We start from the raw sequence: 16,954 nt of genomic DNA, 5'->3' as shown, positions 1-16,954 counted from the left end.
TTGCAGGTGGTCAGGCGATGCCGAGCGCGCGTAGGCCGGCGGCGGTCGCCGCGGCGAGGATGACCACGACCGCGATCGGGGCGCGAAAGATCGCCGCGAGGATGCCGACGGCGACCCCTGCCGGTCGTGCCCATCCGGCGAAGTCGTGGTCGACGAAGAATGCGCCGGTCAGGGCCACTGCGACCAGCAGTACCACGGTGGCGCGGTCCATCAGCTTCTCCGCATTCGCCGACACGGACAGGCGGTTGCGGAGTAGCGGTCCGGCCAGCCGGATCACGTAGGTGCCGACAGCGAGAACGGCGATTCCGATGCCGAGGGACAGTCCGGGGGTCATCGGGGCACCTCGCTGTCGACGAGAGGGTGGGCTGGGGCAGGGGCCCGATGTGGCAGAAGACTCCGAACGACTTCGACAGCGGCGAAACCCGCCAGCGCGCAGAGAATCGGCAACCCGGCCGGCAGGAATGGTGTCGACGCCAACGCGATGGCACCACCGACGGCGACCGCTGCCCAGGTTGCGCGCGTTCTCAGCGCCGGAATGGCAAGTGCGGCAAGCAGAGCGGGGAACGCGGCGTCGAGCCCGAGGACCTCAGGGCTCGCGACGCTGCTGCCGAGCAGGGCGCCCAGTCCGGCGCCGGCCGGCCAGCAGATGAGAATTCCCAAGCCGCACAGCAGAAATGCGGCGCGGGCACGACGCGGCTCGGATTCCGCGGTGGTCATCGCCGCCGTCTCGTCGTTGATCAGGTGCGCACCGAAGAGGATCTCCGTGAGTCCGCGTAAGTGCTTGCCCACCGCGAGTCCGTAACCGAAGTTCCTCGTGTTGACCAGAAGTCCGGCGAGGGCTGCGACGACGGGTACGCCACCGGCGGCGAGCACGCCGACGAAGACGAACTCCGACGACCCGGCGAGTACGACGGTCGCGATCAGCATGATCTGCCACAGGGCCAGCCCCGCGCTGTGGGCCGCGACGCCGTACGACGCGCCGATCACGAGTACCGACAGGCACATCACGATCACGGCGCGCAGGGTCGCCGAATCGAGTGTTCTCCAAGCCGAACGCATGACTATCATAGTGAACACACGACGAGTGTTCGTCAAGATGGACGATCGGACGGTTCAATGAACAATGCTGGGCAGGTGAACCCGAAAGAGCTGGTCGCCGCGTCGCTGAAACGCGAACGGAACCGCGCGGGACTATCGCTCACCGAGCTGGCGCGACGTGCGGGGATCGGTAAGTCGACGCTGTCCCAGCTCGAGTCGGGGGAGGGGAACCCCAGTGTGGAGACGTTGTGGGCGCTCTCGACAGCCCTCGGCGTGCAGTTCTCGGCGTTACTGGACTCGCCGGCACCGACCGTCGAGGTGATCAGATTCGGGGAGGGGCCGGTGATCCCGGCCGCTGATGCCGACTATTCGGCGACGCTGCTGTCGACCGCCGCACCGGGTTCCCGCCGCGACATGTACGTCATCCGGGCAGAGCCCGGGAAGCCGCGGGTGTCCGCGCCGCATGCGCGCGGGGTCCTCGAACATGTCGTCATCAGTGCAGGTCGCGCCCGTCTCGGACCCAGCGACGCCGCCGAGATCCTCGGCCCGGGTGACTACATCTGTTACCCCGGCGATGTCGAGCACGTCTTCGACGCATTGGAACCCGGCACGGTCGCGGTCATGCTGAGTGAGGCGTTCTAGCGGCTCGTTCCGAGTCGCGACCTCGGTCACAACAATTCGCTTCTTTCGTTACCGGCGCGTAGTGTCAATCGCAGTGATGCACCTTGATGGATGCATCTCCGCGTCGTAGAACGCCTCTCTCGCAGGTCGGGGCCCACTTAAGGTGGTCGCCGAGGTAGGACACTTCAGATGTCCACCGCCTGCCATTGACTTCATACGGCGAACGAGCCCGCGTACCCGCGTGTTCGCCATCGGCACCGACCTTTCGGCAGAGATCTGCCGCCCTGCTCGCGTGCCACGCACAGGAAGAGCTCCGCTCACATAATGACTGCTGTCCTCGAGACCCCCTCGGCCACTGCAACCCAGCTCGTCGAGACCATTCCCGCCGACACCGCCGCACCCCAGGTTTCCTTCGAATCCCTCGGCGTGCCAAGCAAATTGGTCGAGGTCCTGACATCGCAGGGCAAGGCCAACGCCTTCCCGATCCAGGCCGACACCCTGCCCGACACCCTTGACGGCAAGGACGTCCTCGGCCGCGGCAAGACCGGCTCGGGCAAAACCCTCGCCTTCTCCATCCCGCTGGTCGCCGGACTCGCCGAGATGGAGGTCAAGCGCTACGTCGGTGCGCCGACCGGCCTCATCCTGGCTCCGACCCGCGAACTGGCCACCCAGATCGCTGCTGTCGTCGAGCCGCTCGCGGCCGCCGTCGGCCTCACCGTGACCACCGTCTTCGGTGGCGTCAAGCAGACGCGTCAGGAACAGGCCTTCCGCCGCGGCGTCGACATCGTCGTCGCCTGCCCGGGACGCCTCGAAGACCTGATGCGCCAGGGCATCGTGAAGCTCGACGAGGTCGAGGTCACCGTCATCGACGAGGCCGACCACATGGCCGACCTCGGCTTCCTCCCGGTTGTCACCAAGCTTCTCGCCGCCACCCCGTCCGACGGTCAGCGCCTGCTGTTCTCGGCGACCCTCGACAACGGCGTCGACAAGCTGGCCAAGCGCTTCCTCGACAACCCGGTCCTGCACTCGGTCGACTCGGCCGAGTCCCCGGTGGCCGCCATGACCCACCACGTCTTCGAGGTCTCCTCGGCAGGCAAGGCCGATCTGGTCGCCGAACTCGCTTCGGGCACCGGTCGCCGAATCCTGTTCATGCGCACCAAGCATCAGGCCAAGAAGCTCGCGAAGAAGCTGACCGAGCAGGGCATCCCGGCGGTCGACCTGCACGGCAACCTGAGCCAGGCCCAGCGCGACCGCAACCTCGCCGCCTTCGGTGAGGGAGACGTCCGCGTCCTCGTCGCCACCGACGTCGCCGCGCGCGGTGTGCACGTCGACGCCATCGAGCTGGTCGTCCACGTCGATCCGCCCGCCGAGCACAAGGCTTACCTGCACCGCTCGGGCCGCACCGCGCGTGCCGGCAGCTCCGGTGACGTCGTCACCGTGTGCCTTCCCGAGCAGCGCCGTGAGGTCTCGCAGCTACTGCGCAAGGCCAAGATCAAGGTCACCCCGAAGCAGGTCGACGCCAAGGCCGACGCCGTCGACGAGCTCGTCGGCGAGCGCGCACCCCGCGTCTCCGCTGCCGAGCGTGCGGCCGCCGAGGCCGCTCGTGGCGGCCGGCGCGATGGTTCGCAGGGCGGTCGCTCGCAGGGTGGCCGTTCGCAGGGTGGCCGTCGCGGCGGCGGACGCCCGGGCCGCGCTCGCGGTGAAGGACGTGGCAACGGTGCCGCTCGCGGCGAGAGCCGTGGCGGCGCACGCGGTCAGGGCGGAGAGTCGCGCTCCGGGGGGCAGCGTTCCACCGACGATCGCTCGGCCGGCCAGTCCCGTTCGGCGGGCCAGTCGCGTTCGGCAGGGCAGGGTCGCTCGGCGGGTCAGCCCCGTACCGGCGATCAGCATCGTGCCGGTGGACGCGCACAGGGCGGACGCCGTTCCTCCCGCCGTCCGGCCGGTTCGCCGACCAACCGCTGAACCAACGCCCTACACAACTGAATCAAGCCCGTTGGACTAGGCGGGTAGGAACTTCGAAGCAAGCCGTGGCGCAAGCCACGGCTTGCTTCCCCATGCGAAGGCTCTTCCGGTCAGTGCAGCCCAGGTGGGGGAGAGCCGACCGTAGCCGGTCAGCAGTGCGGCTGTCGGGTCGACGCTGATGTGGACATCGGGGCGTCGGGGCTCGTCGGGGTTGATGACCAGCTCGCCGTCGGTGAATTCGTAGACGTAGCGTTCCGAACATCCGCGTAGCCGGATGTCATAGGTGGCCCGGTGTCCTGCCGCCATCGTCGTGTCCACCCAGCTGGGCAGGATCTGCTGTCGCCCGCGGACGATCATCAGCACCACCTCGGGCTCGACCCGCCAGCGGGCGCCGACCGCTCGCGCGACGTCGAAGCCGTGCACCACGAACTCGCCGATGAGGATGCCCAGCGCGGCGTCGGCGCGGATCAGCCGGTCACCGTCGAACCGCATCTTGGGGACCTGCGCGTTGAAGTGTGAGACGGCGTCGACCAATGTGTCGAGGTCGTCTCGCAGCTGGCGGGCGAGAACCGACACCTCACGGGTCGGCAGGTTTGCGATCTGCTTCGCGTTGAAGTCCGGGACGTCGATCGCCTGGCGACACCATTCCCCCTCGCCGCGCGCGAGCTCGAGAAACCGAGTCGGTGCCAGGGCAACGTGCCCCAGGCAGTCGACCAGCGTCCATCCCGGTGTATCCGGCACACGCGTCTCCGGCTCGTCGACCCCCTCGACGAGTTCCAGAAAGCGTTCCCCGGTGGTCAGCGCGGCGTCGGTGTAGTCAAACCTCGAGAACATCCCCGTCACGCGTGGTTCCTCCCCCACATGGGGCGCAAGACTACTCGTGCGTAATGCGACGTGCGACACATACTTTGGAACCGGCCGGGTTCCGGTGCCGATAGGGAACGCGCACAACGACATCCGAAGTCGAGCCGCGCTGGTCCCAGGTCTTGAGCCCAGGTTCAGGGTGCCTCGCCCAATCGGACGAACACGACACCGGCGACGATCAGCAGGCCACCGAGAAGCTGTATCGGCGCCGGGAGCTCGTCGAGGGCGAGCCAGGCGAACAGCACCGCGAACAACACCTCGGACAGGGCGACGAACGACATCACCCGGGCGCCGAGTATCCGGCCGGCCGCGATGCCGAAGGCGTACGCCATCGCGGCTGACACGACACCCAGCATCAGCAGAGGAGCCCACCAGGGCAGCGAGAGGTCGCCGATACGGACCGCCGAGGTCGACGCGGTCATCGGCAGCGCTCCGATGACTCCGGCCGCGGCGAGCGTGATCGCGCCGATCACGAGACCGCCGGCCGCGAGCGCGAGGGGCGGCAGACCGGTTCGTTCGTCGGCGGAGATCACGAAGTAGGCAGCAGCACCCACCATCGCGGCCAGAGCCCACAGAACGCCCACGACGCTGATCGAGACCTCTCCCGTCAGGTCGAGGACCAGGGCGAGGCCCGCGATCGCGAGAGCGGCCCCGAACACGGTGACGCGGGTGGGTCGCTGGGCGTGCCGCAGCCACATCCACACCAGGACCGCGACCGGTGCGGTGTACTCGATCAGCAGAGCCACGCCGACCTGCAGGTAGGTCACGGCATAGAAGTAGGCCAGCTGGCATCCCGCGACGGCCAGTAGTCCGTAGGCGATCAGCACCCACCAGGATCGGGCGGGGGATTGTGGGGGCACCGGCGGTGGCAGCAGGGGCTGTCGGTCTCGGAAGGCGAGCAACCCGGGAACCGCGAGTACGGCAGCACCCACCGCGATGCGCACGGTCACGGTCGCTCCCGCCGACCACCCGGACTCGATCATCGCCCGGGCCAGGACCCCGGAGATGGCGAAGCAGGCCGACGAGATCAGCGCCAGTGCGATACCGACGGACGGTCGGTGACCACGGGTCTGGACAGGGCCGCTCACGGATTCTTCGCGGCCACGATCGCCGCACGTACCGCTTCTCGGCACTCCTCGCCGTGAGGTTCCCCGACGCCCAGGTAGTAGCTGCCCGGACGGCCGCTCTCGCCGGCGAAGCCGACCACCGCGAATCCGTCCGGGGATTCCGGCGTCTCGATCGAGGCAATACCCAGCGGCACCGACAGCGCCGAGATCCCGCGCTTCGCCCCCGAGTTGACGATGACGAGGTGCGTCGGATGCAGGACGACGAGCGTCTGGTTCTCGGAGTCGGGGTCGACGGGGTTCGCGCGCCGGCCGAGCACTCTGCCGATCGCGGAGGTAGCGGGCGGGTTGATGCTCCGGGTGCTCCAGGCGGGAAGGTCGTCGGTGACGGTCAGTTGCCGCGAGTCGGCGTGGTCACGCAACGCCGCCGCGACGTCGGCCGGCAGAGCGGACAAATCGGCGCGCACGGTGGTGCGCTGGTATGCGGGCCCCATGGTCGATCAATCTATCGGAGAGTGCACCGGTCTCGAGATCGGTGAGCAACGACGCCACGGTCTCCGCGGAGTCGGTCTTGTTGGTCCCGATGAAGCCCGACGGTCCGCGCTTGATCCACCCGGTCACGTAGACGCCCGGCACCGGTTGCCCACCGTCCATGACCCGGCCGGCGCGGTGCGGGATGACTCCGGTCGCGTCGTCGAACGGCAGACCGGGCACGGCGACCCCGCGGTAGCCGACCGAGGTCAGCACGAGTCCGGCGTCGACGGTGGTGGTCTCACCGGTGGGTTCGATCCCGGTCACGACATCCGCATCGTCGACCGTCAGGCGGTTGCGGCCCACGACGACGCCGGTCGCGCGTCCCTCGCCACCGGTCACCTCGAGCGGGGACCCGAAGAACGCCAACCGGATTCGACGACCCTGCGGTTCGGTGGCGGCGCATTCTGCCAGGATGTCGAGCTTGGCGCGAATGGTGGCGTCGAGTTCGCCGTCCACGTGGGCGGATTCGAGATCGTCGGGATCCACGGTCACCGAGACGCCCGAATCCACGAGCCCTATCAGCTCGGGCAGGGTGAACGCGGCGTGGGCGGGTCCGCGTCGTCCCAGCACGACCACCTCGCGCACCGACGAGTCCTGCAGCGCGGCCAGCGCGGCCGGTGAGATGGACGTGTCGGCGAGTGTCGCCGGGTCGGCGACGAGGATGCGTGCGACGTCGAGTGCGACGTTGCCGTTACCGATGATCACCACGCGGTCGGTGGACAGGTCGACCTCGAGGTCGGTGAAGTCCGGATGGCCGTTGTACCAACCGACGAACGACGTGGCAGACGTGACACCTTCCTGACCGATCCCCGGCAGGTCCAGCGTCTTGTCGGTGGGGGCGCCGCCGGCCCAGATGACACCCTGGTGGCGGGACCGCAGGTCGTCGAGCGTGATGTCGCGTCCCACTTCGGTGTCGAGGAGGATCTCCAGGTTCGGGTTGCGTGCGATGTCGTCGAACAAGCGCATCACCTTGCGGGTGTGCAGGTGGTCCGGGGCGACGCCGAAGCGTGCGAGGCCGAAGGGCCGATCGAGACGCTCGTACATCGTCACCGAGACCTGGGGGTGCCGCAGCAGTTCGTCGGCGGCGTACATCGCCGACGGACCCGACCCGACGATGCCGACCGACACCTTCTCGTCGACCGCGAGCTGACGCGGACGGTCGATCGGGGCGAGCGGGAGCCGGCGCGCGGGGTCCACCGGGAAACGCGCTGCACCATCGACGGTTTCGCGGTACTGCGAGGCGTTGACCTCGGCGAATCGCTCCTGCCCCTCGGGCAGGCGGTGACCGGGGACGATGGCGCCGACGGGGCACGCGCTGACGCATGCGCCACAGTCGACGCAGGTCGCCGGGTCGATGTAGAGCATCTCGGCGATGCCGAAATCCGGCTCTTCCGGAGTGGGGTGGATGCAGTTGACGGGGCATGCGTAAACGCACGACGCGTCGCCGCAGCACGCCTGGGTGACGACGTGAGGCATGGGGTCGGTTCGCTACCTGTGGGTGAGAGGAGGGATCAGGCGGCCGTGTAGGTCGGCTCGCTGCGGAAACGCGAAGGGCGGCCGCTGATTCCGAGCGCACGCCACAGCAGACGCGACACGGGGTTCATCAGCCCGCTCTGGTCGGCGAGCATCCGGACGTCGCCGAAGACGTTGCGCAGGAAGCGCTTCGACTCCTCGGACCGCCAGAAGATGTCCTTCATGACCTCGCGCGGGACGTCGAACTCCTTGGCGAAGGAACGCGGCGGCACCACGATCGCGCTGCACAGGGTGCGCATGGTCAGCGGCAGCATGAGCGACAGCAGGAAACGCTGGAAACGGTTGCGCTGCGGGACCTGCTCGCGGATGAAGTGGTGGGCGAACGAGATGTGCCTCGCCTCTTCGGCGACGTGGAGCTGCATGACCGCGGCCATCGTCGGGTGCAGGCGGGCGCGGGTTCGCAGGAAGTCCTTCTGGATGTGGTCGATCGGCTCTTCACCGCCGAGCACGCCGAAGAAGAAGACGATCGGGAACACCGTCGAGACCAGCGGGACGAACGGCGAGATCAGGCGGTACCCGACCTTCGCGCCGGGAACGTCCATGCCGACGCGGTTCACGAACTCCTGGAACATCAGGGTGTGGTTGCACTCCTCCTTGGATTCGTGCGTGGTGTACCGGAATTCGCGTGCGCCGTTGGGGAGTTTGAAGCTGTATTGCATCAGGCCGCGGATCAGCACGGACTCGAACTGCAGGCCGACCTTGGCGACGTTGGCCTGGCGCCACATGCCGATCTCGATCTGCTTGGTCTCCGGGAGCTGCTGGTACCAGGGATGGCGGCCGATCGGGTCGACCTCGTAGGACAGGATCCATCGCGGATCGTTCTCCGTGATCGCCATGTGCGGCGCATCCCAGTCGATGTCCACGTAGGGATCGAAATTCCGGTGAACCGAGGCCGAGGACAGGTCGTCGAGTACCTGCCCGTAGTCCTGCTCGCCGCCCGTTTTGTCGTGTTCGGGAACGTAGCGGGCGGGGCTGTCGCCGGCGGTGTGCAGGGAGTTCGGATTCGTCAATGCTTTGGTCATCGTCGCGTCCTTCGAGGTGGGCCGGGCTGCGTGAGGGCTGCCACAGCGGATGACTCGAACGTATTTCGACGCTCCGCTATTTGTCAACAGTCAATGTCACGTTCCGTGGCCGAGACGCCTGCGCGGGCTGCGTCCGATCGTGCCCGGTTCATCCGCTGACCTGCCGAGACGGGCGTAATTCGATCGGCTGGTTTCACCCTGTTCCGGGCCACTCCGCGCGTTAGAGTTACCACACCGTCCCGTGCCACCCGACCCCATCGGAGGAAGCGATGTCCCGTCGTGCCCCGTACGCGCCGAGCAACCCCGGTGCGCGCGCATCGGTCCGGGGACACCGGTGAGCCGACCCCCTCAGGGACCGACGCGAATCCCCGCCCCGGGACCGTTCCCGCCGCGTGTGCCCGGACAGTTCCCGCCACGTCCCGCCGCACGACCCGGCCCCGGCGGCCGCGGTGACCTCACGCCGCAACTCGTCGACACCGACGTCTGGACCGAGGCGATGGTGGAGGCGGCGGGCATCCCGATCGTTGACGTCCCGTTCGTCACCGTCGGCTCGGGGATCGGCTCCTTCATCACCGTCGACTATCTGCGGATCTGTGGTGTCCCGCTCGAGCAGATCGCGGTCCTCGGGCCGCAGGACGTGCCGTGGCACAGCTACGAGTACCTGACCCGGGTGTCGCAGATCCCGCGCGGCGAACGACTCCGGTCGGATTCGGCCTCGACCCCCGACAACATCTGGGGGTTCCCGTCATATGCCGTCCGCGAGGCGTGGGCCGACAAGAAGATCAAGCCGCTGTGGAACGTCCTGGTGGAGCCGATCTTCGCGAACTACTACACCCCGAAGGCGGGACAGGCGTTCGAGTCGATGGAGAAGGAGTGCCATCGCATCGGCTACCCGAAGTGCCTGCACCGTGGGCAGGTCCGCATGATCCGACGCCGCGCGGGCGGCGGCTACTTCACGATCCTCACACCGCCACAAGGCAGTTCGCCGACCAAGCGGGTGGCGTTCCGCAGTCGCTGGGTGCACGTGGCCATCGGGTACCCGGGGATCAAACTGTTGCCGGACCTGCAGGCGTTCCGCGAGACCTATCGCGACGCCAGTAAGGTCGTCAACGCCTACGAATCCCACGAACACGTCTACCAGTCGCTGCAACGCAAGCCGGGTACCGTCCTGATCCGCGGTGCCGGCATCGTGGCATCGCGTGTGCTGCAACGCCTCATCGACGACCGGGATGCGCTCGGCCTGCAGACGCAGATCGTGCACCTGTTCCGCACGTATTACGACAAACCGCACGGCCCGCACATCTTCATGCGGCGCAAGGGCAGAGACGGTTGGGCCTACCAGGGCTTCAACTATCCGAAATCGGTGTGGGGCGGCCAGCTCAAGGCGCGCATGCGCAAACTCGAGGGTCACGACCGCGCCGAGGCGTACAGGCAGATGGGCGGCACCAACACCCCGGTCCGCGACGACTGGCAGGAACAGCTCGCGCGCGGACGCCGCGAAGGGTGGTACCGGGCGGCGGTCGGCAAAGCCGAGAGTCTGGTGCCCGGACCGGGCGGCCAGGGCGTGGTGACGACGGTTCGCGTCGACCCCCATGCTCCGATCCGGCAGGAGCACCGGCCGGACGGCACCTTCGAGTTGTACGCCGACTACGTCATCGACTGCACTGGACTCGAAGCCGACGTGCGCGAACACCGGTTGCTGCGTGATCTTCTCGACCACACCGGGGCGGGGATCAACCCGGTCGGCCGGATGGATGTCGAACGCGACTTCGAGCTGAAGGGCACCCGCAACGGCGACGGGAAGCTGTACGCATCGGGCAGTGCGACCCTCGGCGGGTACTTCCCGGGTGTCGACACCTTTCTCGGTCTGCAGATCGCCGCTCTCGAGATCGTCGACGACCTCGCGCGGCAGGGCTTCTGCAAGCGACTCACCCCGTGGCGTTCGACCGCCCAGTGGTGGCGGTGGATGAACAACAAGGGAGTCGACTGATGCTGCCCACCCTGTGGGGACGGATCCAGACCCGCGTGCTGGTGCTCGGCATCCTCGGCGGGGCGTGGACCGTCGTGCTGGTCCCGTTCCTGTGGCTGATCTCGTCGGGTGACCCCACCGTCTTCGAGGTCTACCGCGTCGCATTCACGGTGTTGTTCACCGTCATCGTGCTCGGCGTCGCCTGGGAGTTCGTCTACCACTTCCTGCAGCAGTTCCGCTGGGAGAAGGACTGGCCCACCCTGTTCGGTCTGCTCACCGCGATCAACGAGGGCATCGTGGTGTGGATCGTCGTCGACAAAACGGGTCTGTTGCCGGCAGAGCTGCGCCCGTCGCCGTTCGTGTTCACCGTCCAGTTCCTCACCACCTGGCTGCTGGTGTGGGTCGCGGTCAACGGCCCGTTGCGAGTGATCTTCCCGCACTGGCGATTCCGAGGAGGCCGGTTCCTGTGACCATCCCGGGTGACATCCCGAGCGTGACCCCGACGGTGACGTTGATCCCTGGTGCAGGGATCGTGATCCGCAAACCGGCGTTCCTCTGCCTGATCTCCGACACCGTGCCCGCGGCGTTCATCACCGACCTGCTCGACATCGAATCCGCGGTGTCCGTCCCGGATTCGGCACCCCGGCGGGGCCGCCACCTCGTCCGCGCGCTGGCACAACTCGTGCTCACCGCCGACGAGCAGATCGACATCGCCTTCGCCGCACCCGACAACGTGGGGATCGCGATCTTCATGTCGGGGCGAGTGTACGGCGAGACCGACGGGAAGCGGATCGGGCCGCCCCCCGGCGACTCCTACGACAAGGCCATCCCGTGGCCGTTCGAGGGACTCGGTCTGTACCTCGAGGGCACCGTCCCGGCAGAGGTCGGCGAGGAACGTTTCGACCTGGTCGACGGTGTCGTGCCCGCCGCGGGGACGTTGCTGCACACCCCGCTCGGATTGCGCGGCACCGAATTCCATCCGCTGCCCGCGTCGACGCAGACCCCGGCGCCCGAACCCGAGCCCGAACCCGAGCTGGGGCCGGAGCGGAAACCAGAGCCCGCAGCGGCGGATCCGTTTGCCGACTTCCCGTCCCGGTCGACACCACCTGCCCCGCCCGAACCCGCTGCCGGCGAACCCGATCCGACGGGGACGACCGAGCGGATGCGACCGGACGTCGCCGAACCCCTGCCGTTCACGTCGACGCCGCTCGGAGGGACGTCGGTGGGGCTACCGGACCCGGGCGAGCCTCTCCCGACGGATCCGATGCCGGCCGCACCCGTTGCCCGACCGAAACCGTTGGCCGAACCACTCGAACCGCGCGCCCCGCTGCCCAAGGAGGAGCACCAGCGTCCCGCGACCGAGGTCGTGAAGGTCGAGGCATTGCGGGCGAAGGTGCACGGAATCCGCTGCTCGCGCGGACATCTCAACCACCCGCAGTCCTGGCTGTGCGGCGTCTGCGGCATCCGGATGGATCAGCTCACGACCTTCCTGGTGGAAGGGGAGCGGCCGCCGCTGGGCTGGCTGCTGCTCGACAACGGCTTCACCTTCCTGCTCGACGAGGACCTGGTCATCGGGCGCGAACCAGGATCGTCCGGCGGTGGGCGGGCGGGTTCGCCGAAACCGATTCGCGTGCAGGACGAGACCGGACAGCTCTCACGCCGCCACGTCGAGATCCGGTTGGTCGAGTGGACCGTCCAGCTCGTCGACCTCGGCTCGGCGAACGGCACGTTCGTCGCCGACCCGAGCAGTGGGAACCGGGAGGTGCGCCTGCTCCCGCACCGCCCGCACGTCCTGGTCCCGGGGTCGCATGTGCGAATCGGAGGGCGCCACTTCATCTTCGAGTCGCACCATGCGCGGATCTGACACGGCCGGGATCTGAGATGGACAAGCACACGGTCGCGTTCCTCCTCCTGGATGTCGCGGTCATCATCGCGGTCGCCCGCGTCGGCGGGATGATCGCGCGTGCGGTGCGGCAACCGGCGGTCGTCGGCGAGATCGCGGCCGGGATCGCATTGGGGCCGAGCCTTCTGGGACTCCTCCCGGGAAACCCCGACCAGTGGCTGTTCCCCGAAGAGGTACGGCCACTCCTCGGTGGCCTCGCCCAGATCGGGCTCGTGCTGTTCATGTTCATCGTCGGGCTCGAACTCGACATGCGACTGACCCGCGGCCGTGAGCGGGCGGCGGCGAGCATCTCCGCATGCTCGATCGCACTGCCGTTCGGACTCGGTGCGGCACTGGGGCTTCTGCTGTACCCGTCGCATGACACCGTCGGCGGAGTCGGGATCGAACGGCTCGGCATGGTCCTGTTCATGGGCGTCGCGATGTCGATCACCGCGTTCCCCGTGCTGGCGCGCATCCTCGCCGACCGCGGGATGATGCGGACCGTCCCAGGCGTTTTCAGCCTGGCCGCGGCCGCGGTCGACGACATCCTGGCCTGGACGCTGCTCGCGTTCATCATCGCGATCATCGAGGGTGGCAGTCCGCTGGAGGTCGCGAAGATCGTCGGGATGACACTGGTCTACGCGGCCATCATGTTCGGGATCGTGCGTCCGCTGCTGGCCAGGCTGGTCGAGTGGCGCGACACGGCAGGACGCCTGACCCCGGACATCCTGGCGGTCATCCTGATCGGCGTTTTCCTGTCCTCGGCTGCCACCGACGTCATCGGCATCCACCAGATCTTCGGTGCCTTCATGTTCGGCGCGGTGATGCCCAGGGTCGGTGCCGAGCAGCTGCACCGCGAGATCCTGGAGCGGCTCGAACAGGTCAGCGTGCTGCTGTTGCTGCCGATGTTCTTCGTCGTGACCGGCCTGAGCGTCGATCTCGCGGGGATCGGACTGTCCGGGCTCTGGCAGCTGGGACTGGTGCTCGTCGTCGCGATCGCCGGCAAGTTCCTCGGCGCCTATGCGGGCGCTAGGGTCTCGGCGATCCCGACACGGCAGAGCGCGGCCATCGCCGTGCTCATGAACACCCGCGGACTCACCGAGCTGGTGATCCTCTCGGCAGGACGCGATCTCGGTGTCCTCAGTGACGACCTCTTCGCGATGCTCGTGGTGATGGCGCTGGTGACGACGGTGCTGACCGAACCCCTGCTGCGGCTCGTCTACCCGGACACGGTGGTGGCCAACGACATCGCCGCGGCCGAGCGTCGGGCGCTGGCCGCGGCGACCGCCCCGCGGGTGCTGGTGGTCTTGCGCGACCCCGACGGCACGGTCGAGGACCTGCGCGCACGACACCGTCGATTGCTGGACTGCGCAACCGGTTACGACGTCGTGCTGGCCGGACTGCTCACCACGACGGACAACCCGGCCGGACGTCTCGAGGTCGGCGTGCCGGTGGTACCCGATTTCGCGGCCATGGCGTCGGCCGTCGAGAAGCTGAACCTGCTCGGTGCCTCACTGACCGGAGCCGGGTCGGTGTCGGTTCTTTGTCGCTTCGGCTCGGACCCGGCCACCGACCTCGACGCGATGGCCCGCAACGCCAACGCCGACGTGATCGTCATCGACGCCGCCGACCGCGCCCTCGGCGAGATGTTGCGCGCGGCGCCGGTGGCGATCGTCGACGAGAACGCCGCGGCCGGTGCGGCACCCGGCCGTAGCGTCATCACCTGCATGGTCGCGGACAGTCGCAGTGGTCGGACCGCCGCCGTGGTGGGTGCCGGACTGGCGTTGTTCGGGTCGCGTTCCCTCACCATCGTGTCCACCGGTTCACGGCGGCGCTGGCTCGCCGACCTGCGGCCCGTGATCGATCGCGGTGTCTGGGTCTCCCTCGTCGAGCCGAAACGTCACCGCGGCGAGAACGCCGCCTTCACCGTCGCCGCCGCCGACGACGACCCCACCCACGAGCGTGGTCCGGACATTCCCGTGACCGTCGTCGACAACACCGGGACCAGCGAGGAAGCACTGGGGGACCGGATGTCCACGCTGTACGCCGAGGCGACGGCATCGGCCGACCCCACGCCGAGCGCCGGCAGCGGTTCCACCACGTCATCACCAGAGAGGCACTGACATGGCCACAGTCGAGATCCCGCGACAGCTCGCGGATTTCACCGTGCTCCAGAAGCTCGGAGTCGGCGGCAACGGAACGTTCTATCTCGCCGTGCCGCCCGCGCGCCTCGGCCTGGCGACCGATCGCGTGGTGGTCAAGGTGTTCAGCGGGGTGTGCAGCGACGACGCCTACCGTCGCGGCGTCCGGGAACTGCGGGCGTTCGCCGCGGTCGCCTCGCCTTACCTGGCCGGTCTGTACGACGCGGTGCTGCAGGGCCAGTTCATGTATGCGATGGAGTTCTTCCCGATGGGATCGCTCGGCACACCTGCGCGTCCGCTCAGCCGGGACGAACGTCTGGCCGCGGTCGCCGACGCGGCGCGCGGTGTCGACGCCCTGCACGAGGCCGGTATCGCCCATGCCAACATCACCCCGTCGAGCATCATGGTGACCGAGACGGGCGGCAAGATCTCCGATCTCGGTCTCGCCCGGGTGCTCGCGGCCGACGAGCCGATCACCAGCTTCGCCCAGCCCGGGGCCGTTCAGTACATGGACCCGGCGCTGCTGGCCGGTGACGTGCCGTCCCGTGCGACCGACATCTGGTCTCTCGGAGCATGTCTGCATCGTGCGCTCACCGACGAAGGGGTGTACGGCGAGGTGCCCGACGCCCAGCCGCTGCTGGCGATCCGGGCCGCCCTGTCGACGCCACCCGCGCTGTCGGAGAAGCTCGATCGCGACGAGCGCACGCTGATTGCCAATTGTCTGGCGCTGGCCGGGACCCGGCCGTCGACCGCGCTGCAGGTGGCCGAACGGATCGACGCCCTGCGGGGTCGGTGAGAATCGTTGCCGGTCACCCGAGCGGAGCCGTGCGCCACCAGCCGTCGAGGATCTGCCGGCCGGAATGGCCCGGCCATGTGGTGATCACGGTGTACGGCTCGCGCACCGGCTCGACGAAGTTGGTGACCACCCAACCGTCGGCGAGGCTGTCGCGGCTCGACGATGCGGGACCGTCCCGCCACTGGATCCTGTCACCCGGGTAACCCTCGAGCGGTGCGGTGACGCTGTCCCGTGCGCCGGGGGCGGAGGTGTGCCAGACGACGTAGGTGACCTGCTCGGCGTCGGAGCAGGAGATGGCGTCGAGGCCGTCGCGGAACATGGCCCGGCAGGACGCATCCCGCCACCCCTCCTGGTCGGGGGAGTCGGGCAGCAGTCGTGGGAAGGCATCGGCGATCGGTGCGACCGTCGACGGCCACGGCGGAGGCGCGTTGCGCGCGCCGAGGACGATCACCGCACCCACACAGACCGCGACCACGACGAGCGCCACGAGGACCGGTGCGAGATCCCGGCGTCGTCGCGCGGCAGCAGATTCGGAAGCCGTACCGGCAGAACGGAACTCGCAATGGGGACGACGCCCGGGGCGGCCGGCGACGATCTCGGTCGGCCGATCGGGACTTCCGACGGGGTGGAAGACCCGCGGTGCCGGGTCGATCTTCTCGGTCGGTGGCTTCCCCTCGGTGTGGGTGAGGTGGAGGGCGAGGTCGGCGGCCCGGACGAATTCGGCGCAGGTTCGATACCGGTGATCGGGGTCCGGATCGAGAGCTCTTGCAAGGACGGAATGGAAGGCGGGGGAGACGTCGCCGGAAACACGGTGCCGGGCAACCGATGTGGTCCCGGTCAGGAGTTCGACGAGCGTGCGCCCGAGAGCGGCCACGTCGGAGTCGGGGTGCGGGGTGTCCTCCCCGTCCGCGGGTGGCGTCAGGCCGAACCCGCGCAGCGTGACCGCACCCGGGGCGGTGATGTCTGATGCGGTGATGTCGGACGCGGGATCTCTGCCGGTCGTGATCAGGATGTCGGCGGTGGTGACGCCGCCGTGCACCAACCGTCGGCGATGGGCGGCATCGAGTGCCTCCCCGACCGCGGCCACGATCCGCACGGCCAGGTCGATGTCGATGCCGTCGGGATGGCGTCGGAGGAGTTCGGCCGCGTCGGTGGTGGGCACCGGCGACGTGGCGACCCACAGCCGGCCGTCGGTGAGACCGTGTCCGGCGATCCGCGCGATGGCGGGATGCCTGATGTCCGAGGCCGATTCGTTGGAGTGGGCGAACCAGCTGCGGAACCGCGCATCCGCGGAACGCGCGGGCTCGACGACGGTGAGCACGACGGGGTCAGGGGGCGGCCGACCAGGGGAAGGGGGAGTCGGCGCCACCGGGACCGCGCGACAGGTCGTGCCGACCTCGGATTCCCGGAGGATCCACTCGATGCGATGCGCGGCGACCGCCGACCCCGGAACGATCGAGCCGTGGGCGGGTGCAGCGCCGCGGGTGACGTCGAAGGACACGCTTGGCTCCCTGTGGTGTGAGAGCTC

15 protein-coding genes are annotated in these 16,954 nt (G+C 68.6%); 7 read left to right on the top strand and 8 right to left on the bottom strand.

Going from position 1 to position 16,954, the window contains the following annotated elements; all coding sequences use genetic code 11:
- Positions 1-10: 10 nt before the first annotated feature.
- Both LQD00_RS18660 and LQD00_RS18655 read right to left on the bottom strand, forming a co-directional pair.
- Positions 11-334, bottom strand: a complete 324-nt coding sequence (locus LQD00_RS18660; RefSeq protein ID WP_232718710.1) for an AzlD domain-containing protein — start codon at positions 332-334, stop codon at positions 11-13.
- Positions 331-1,059 carry an AzlC family ABC transporter permease gene (locus LQD00_RS18655; protein ID WP_232718708.1) on the bottom strand — a complete coding sequence of 243 codons (729 nt, stop codon included), beginning with the start codon at positions 1,057-1,059 and terminating at the stop codon, positions 331-333. The genes LQD00_RS18660 and LQD00_RS18655 overlap by 4 nt, the downstream gene beginning before the upstream one ends.
- A 57-nt stretch (positions 1,060-1,116) precedes the next feature.
- On the opposite strand from LQD00_RS18655, the gene LQD00_RS18650 reads away from it, so the two are divergent.
- Both LQD00_RS18650 and LQD00_RS18645 read left to right on the top strand, forming a co-directional pair.
- Positions 1,117-1,680, top strand: coding sequence for a helix-turn-helix domain-containing protein (locus LQD00_RS18650; RefSeq protein ID WP_232718707.1), 564 nt, complete (start codon positions 1,117-1,119; stop codon positions 1,678-1,680).
- Positions 1,681-1,983: 303 nt separating this feature from the next.
- Complete coding sequence (locus tag LQD00_RS18645; RefSeq protein ID WP_232718705.1) at positions 1,984-3,621, top strand: DEAD/DEAH box helicase; 1,638 nt, start codon at positions 1,984-1,986, stop codon at positions 3,619-3,621.
- 36 nt (positions 3,622-3,657) lie between these two features.
- Here LQD00_RS18645 and LQD00_RS18640 read toward each other — a convergent pair whose 3' ends face one another.
- The 5 genes from LQD00_RS18640 to LQD00_RS18620 form a co-directional block, all read right to left on the bottom strand.
- Complete coding sequence (locus tag LQD00_RS18640) at positions 3,658-4,464, bottom strand: maleylpyruvate isomerase N-terminal domain-containing protein (protein WP_232718704.1); 807 nt, start codon at positions 4,462-4,464, stop codon at positions 3,658-3,660.
- Positions 4,465-4,619: 155 nt separating this feature from the next.
- Complete coding sequence (locus LQD00_RS18635; RefSeq protein WP_232718702.1) at positions 4,620-5,573, bottom strand: EamA family transporter; 954 nt, start codon at positions 5,571-5,573, stop codon at positions 4,620-4,622.
- Complete coding sequence (locus LQD00_RS18630; RefSeq protein ID WP_232718701.1) at positions 5,570-6,043, bottom strand: hypothetical protein; 474 nt, start codon at positions 6,041-6,043, stop codon at positions 5,570-5,572. Before LQD00_RS18630 ends, LQD00_RS18635 begins: the two co-directional genes overlap by 4 nt.
- Positions 5,964-7,559, bottom strand: a complete 1,596-nt coding sequence (locus LQD00_RS18625; protein WP_232718699.1) for a 4Fe-4S binding protein — start codon at positions 7,557-7,559, stop codon at positions 5,964-5,966. The genes LQD00_RS18630 and LQD00_RS18625 overlap by 80 nt, the downstream gene beginning before the upstream one ends.
- A 35-nt stretch (positions 7,560-7,594) precedes the next feature.
- Positions 7,595-8,638: an AurF N-oxygenase family protein gene (locus LQD00_RS18620; protein ID WP_232718698.1), complete on the bottom strand. Its 1,044-nt coding sequence runs from the start codon at positions 8,636-8,638 to the stop codon at positions 7,595-7,597.
- Positions 8,639-9,032: 394 nt separating this feature from the next.
- On the opposite strand from LQD00_RS18620, the gene LQD00_RS18615 reads away from it, so the two are divergent.
- From LQD00_RS18615 to LQD00_RS18595, 5 genes are read left to right on the top strand one after another with little or no spacing between them, the layout of a single operon-like run.
- Positions 9,033-10,628 carry an FAD/NAD(P)-binding protein gene (locus tag LQD00_RS18615; protein ID WP_406567062.1) on the top strand — a complete coding sequence of 532 codons (1,596 nt, stop codon included), beginning with the start codon at positions 9,033-9,035 and terminating at the stop codon, positions 10,626-10,628.
- Positions 10,628-11,077, top strand: a complete 450-nt coding sequence (locus LQD00_RS18610; protein ID WP_232718697.1) for a hypothetical protein — start codon at positions 10,628-10,630, stop codon at positions 11,075-11,077. Before LQD00_RS18615 ends, LQD00_RS18610 begins: the two co-directional genes overlap by 1 nt.
- Positions 11,074-12,471 carry an FHA domain-containing protein gene (locus LQD00_RS18605; RefSeq protein ID WP_232718695.1) on the top strand — a complete coding sequence of 466 codons (1,398 nt, stop codon included), beginning with the start codon at positions 11,074-11,076 and terminating at the stop codon, positions 12,469-12,471. The genes LQD00_RS18610 and LQD00_RS18605 overlap by 4 nt, the downstream gene beginning before the upstream one ends.
- Positions 12,472-12,488: 17 nt before the next feature.
- A complete protein-coding gene (locus LQD00_RS18600; RefSeq protein WP_232718694.1) occupies positions 12,489-14,612 on the top strand; it encodes a cation:proton antiporter in 2,124 nt (707 codons plus the stop codon).
- A 1-nt stretch (position 14,613) separates the two neighbouring features.
- Complete coding sequence (locus LQD00_RS18595) at positions 14,614-15,426, top strand: protein kinase domain-containing protein (RefSeq protein WP_232718689.1); 813 nt, start codon at positions 14,614-14,616, stop codon at positions 15,424-15,426.
- Positions 15,427-15,439: 13 nt separating this feature from the next.
- Here the strand turns inward: LQD00_RS18595 and LQD00_RS18590 are convergent, their stop codons facing one another.
- Positions 15,440-16,927 (bottom strand): serine/threonine-protein kinase, encoded by a 1,488-nt coding sequence (locus tag LQD00_RS18590; protein WP_232718686.1) that lies wholly within the window; start codon positions 16,925-16,927, stop codon positions 15,440-15,442.
- Positions 16,928-16,954 lie beyond the last annotated feature (27 nt).

Origin of the sequence: Gordonia metallireducens, assembly GCF_021245825.1 — a bacterium.
Classification (GTDB): Bacteria; Actinomycetota; Actinomycetes; order Mycobacteriales; family Mycobacteriaceae; genus Gordonia; species Gordonia namibiensis.
Note: the sequence above shows the minus strand (reverse complement) of the source record. Positions and strands in the feature narration are given on the sequence as shown.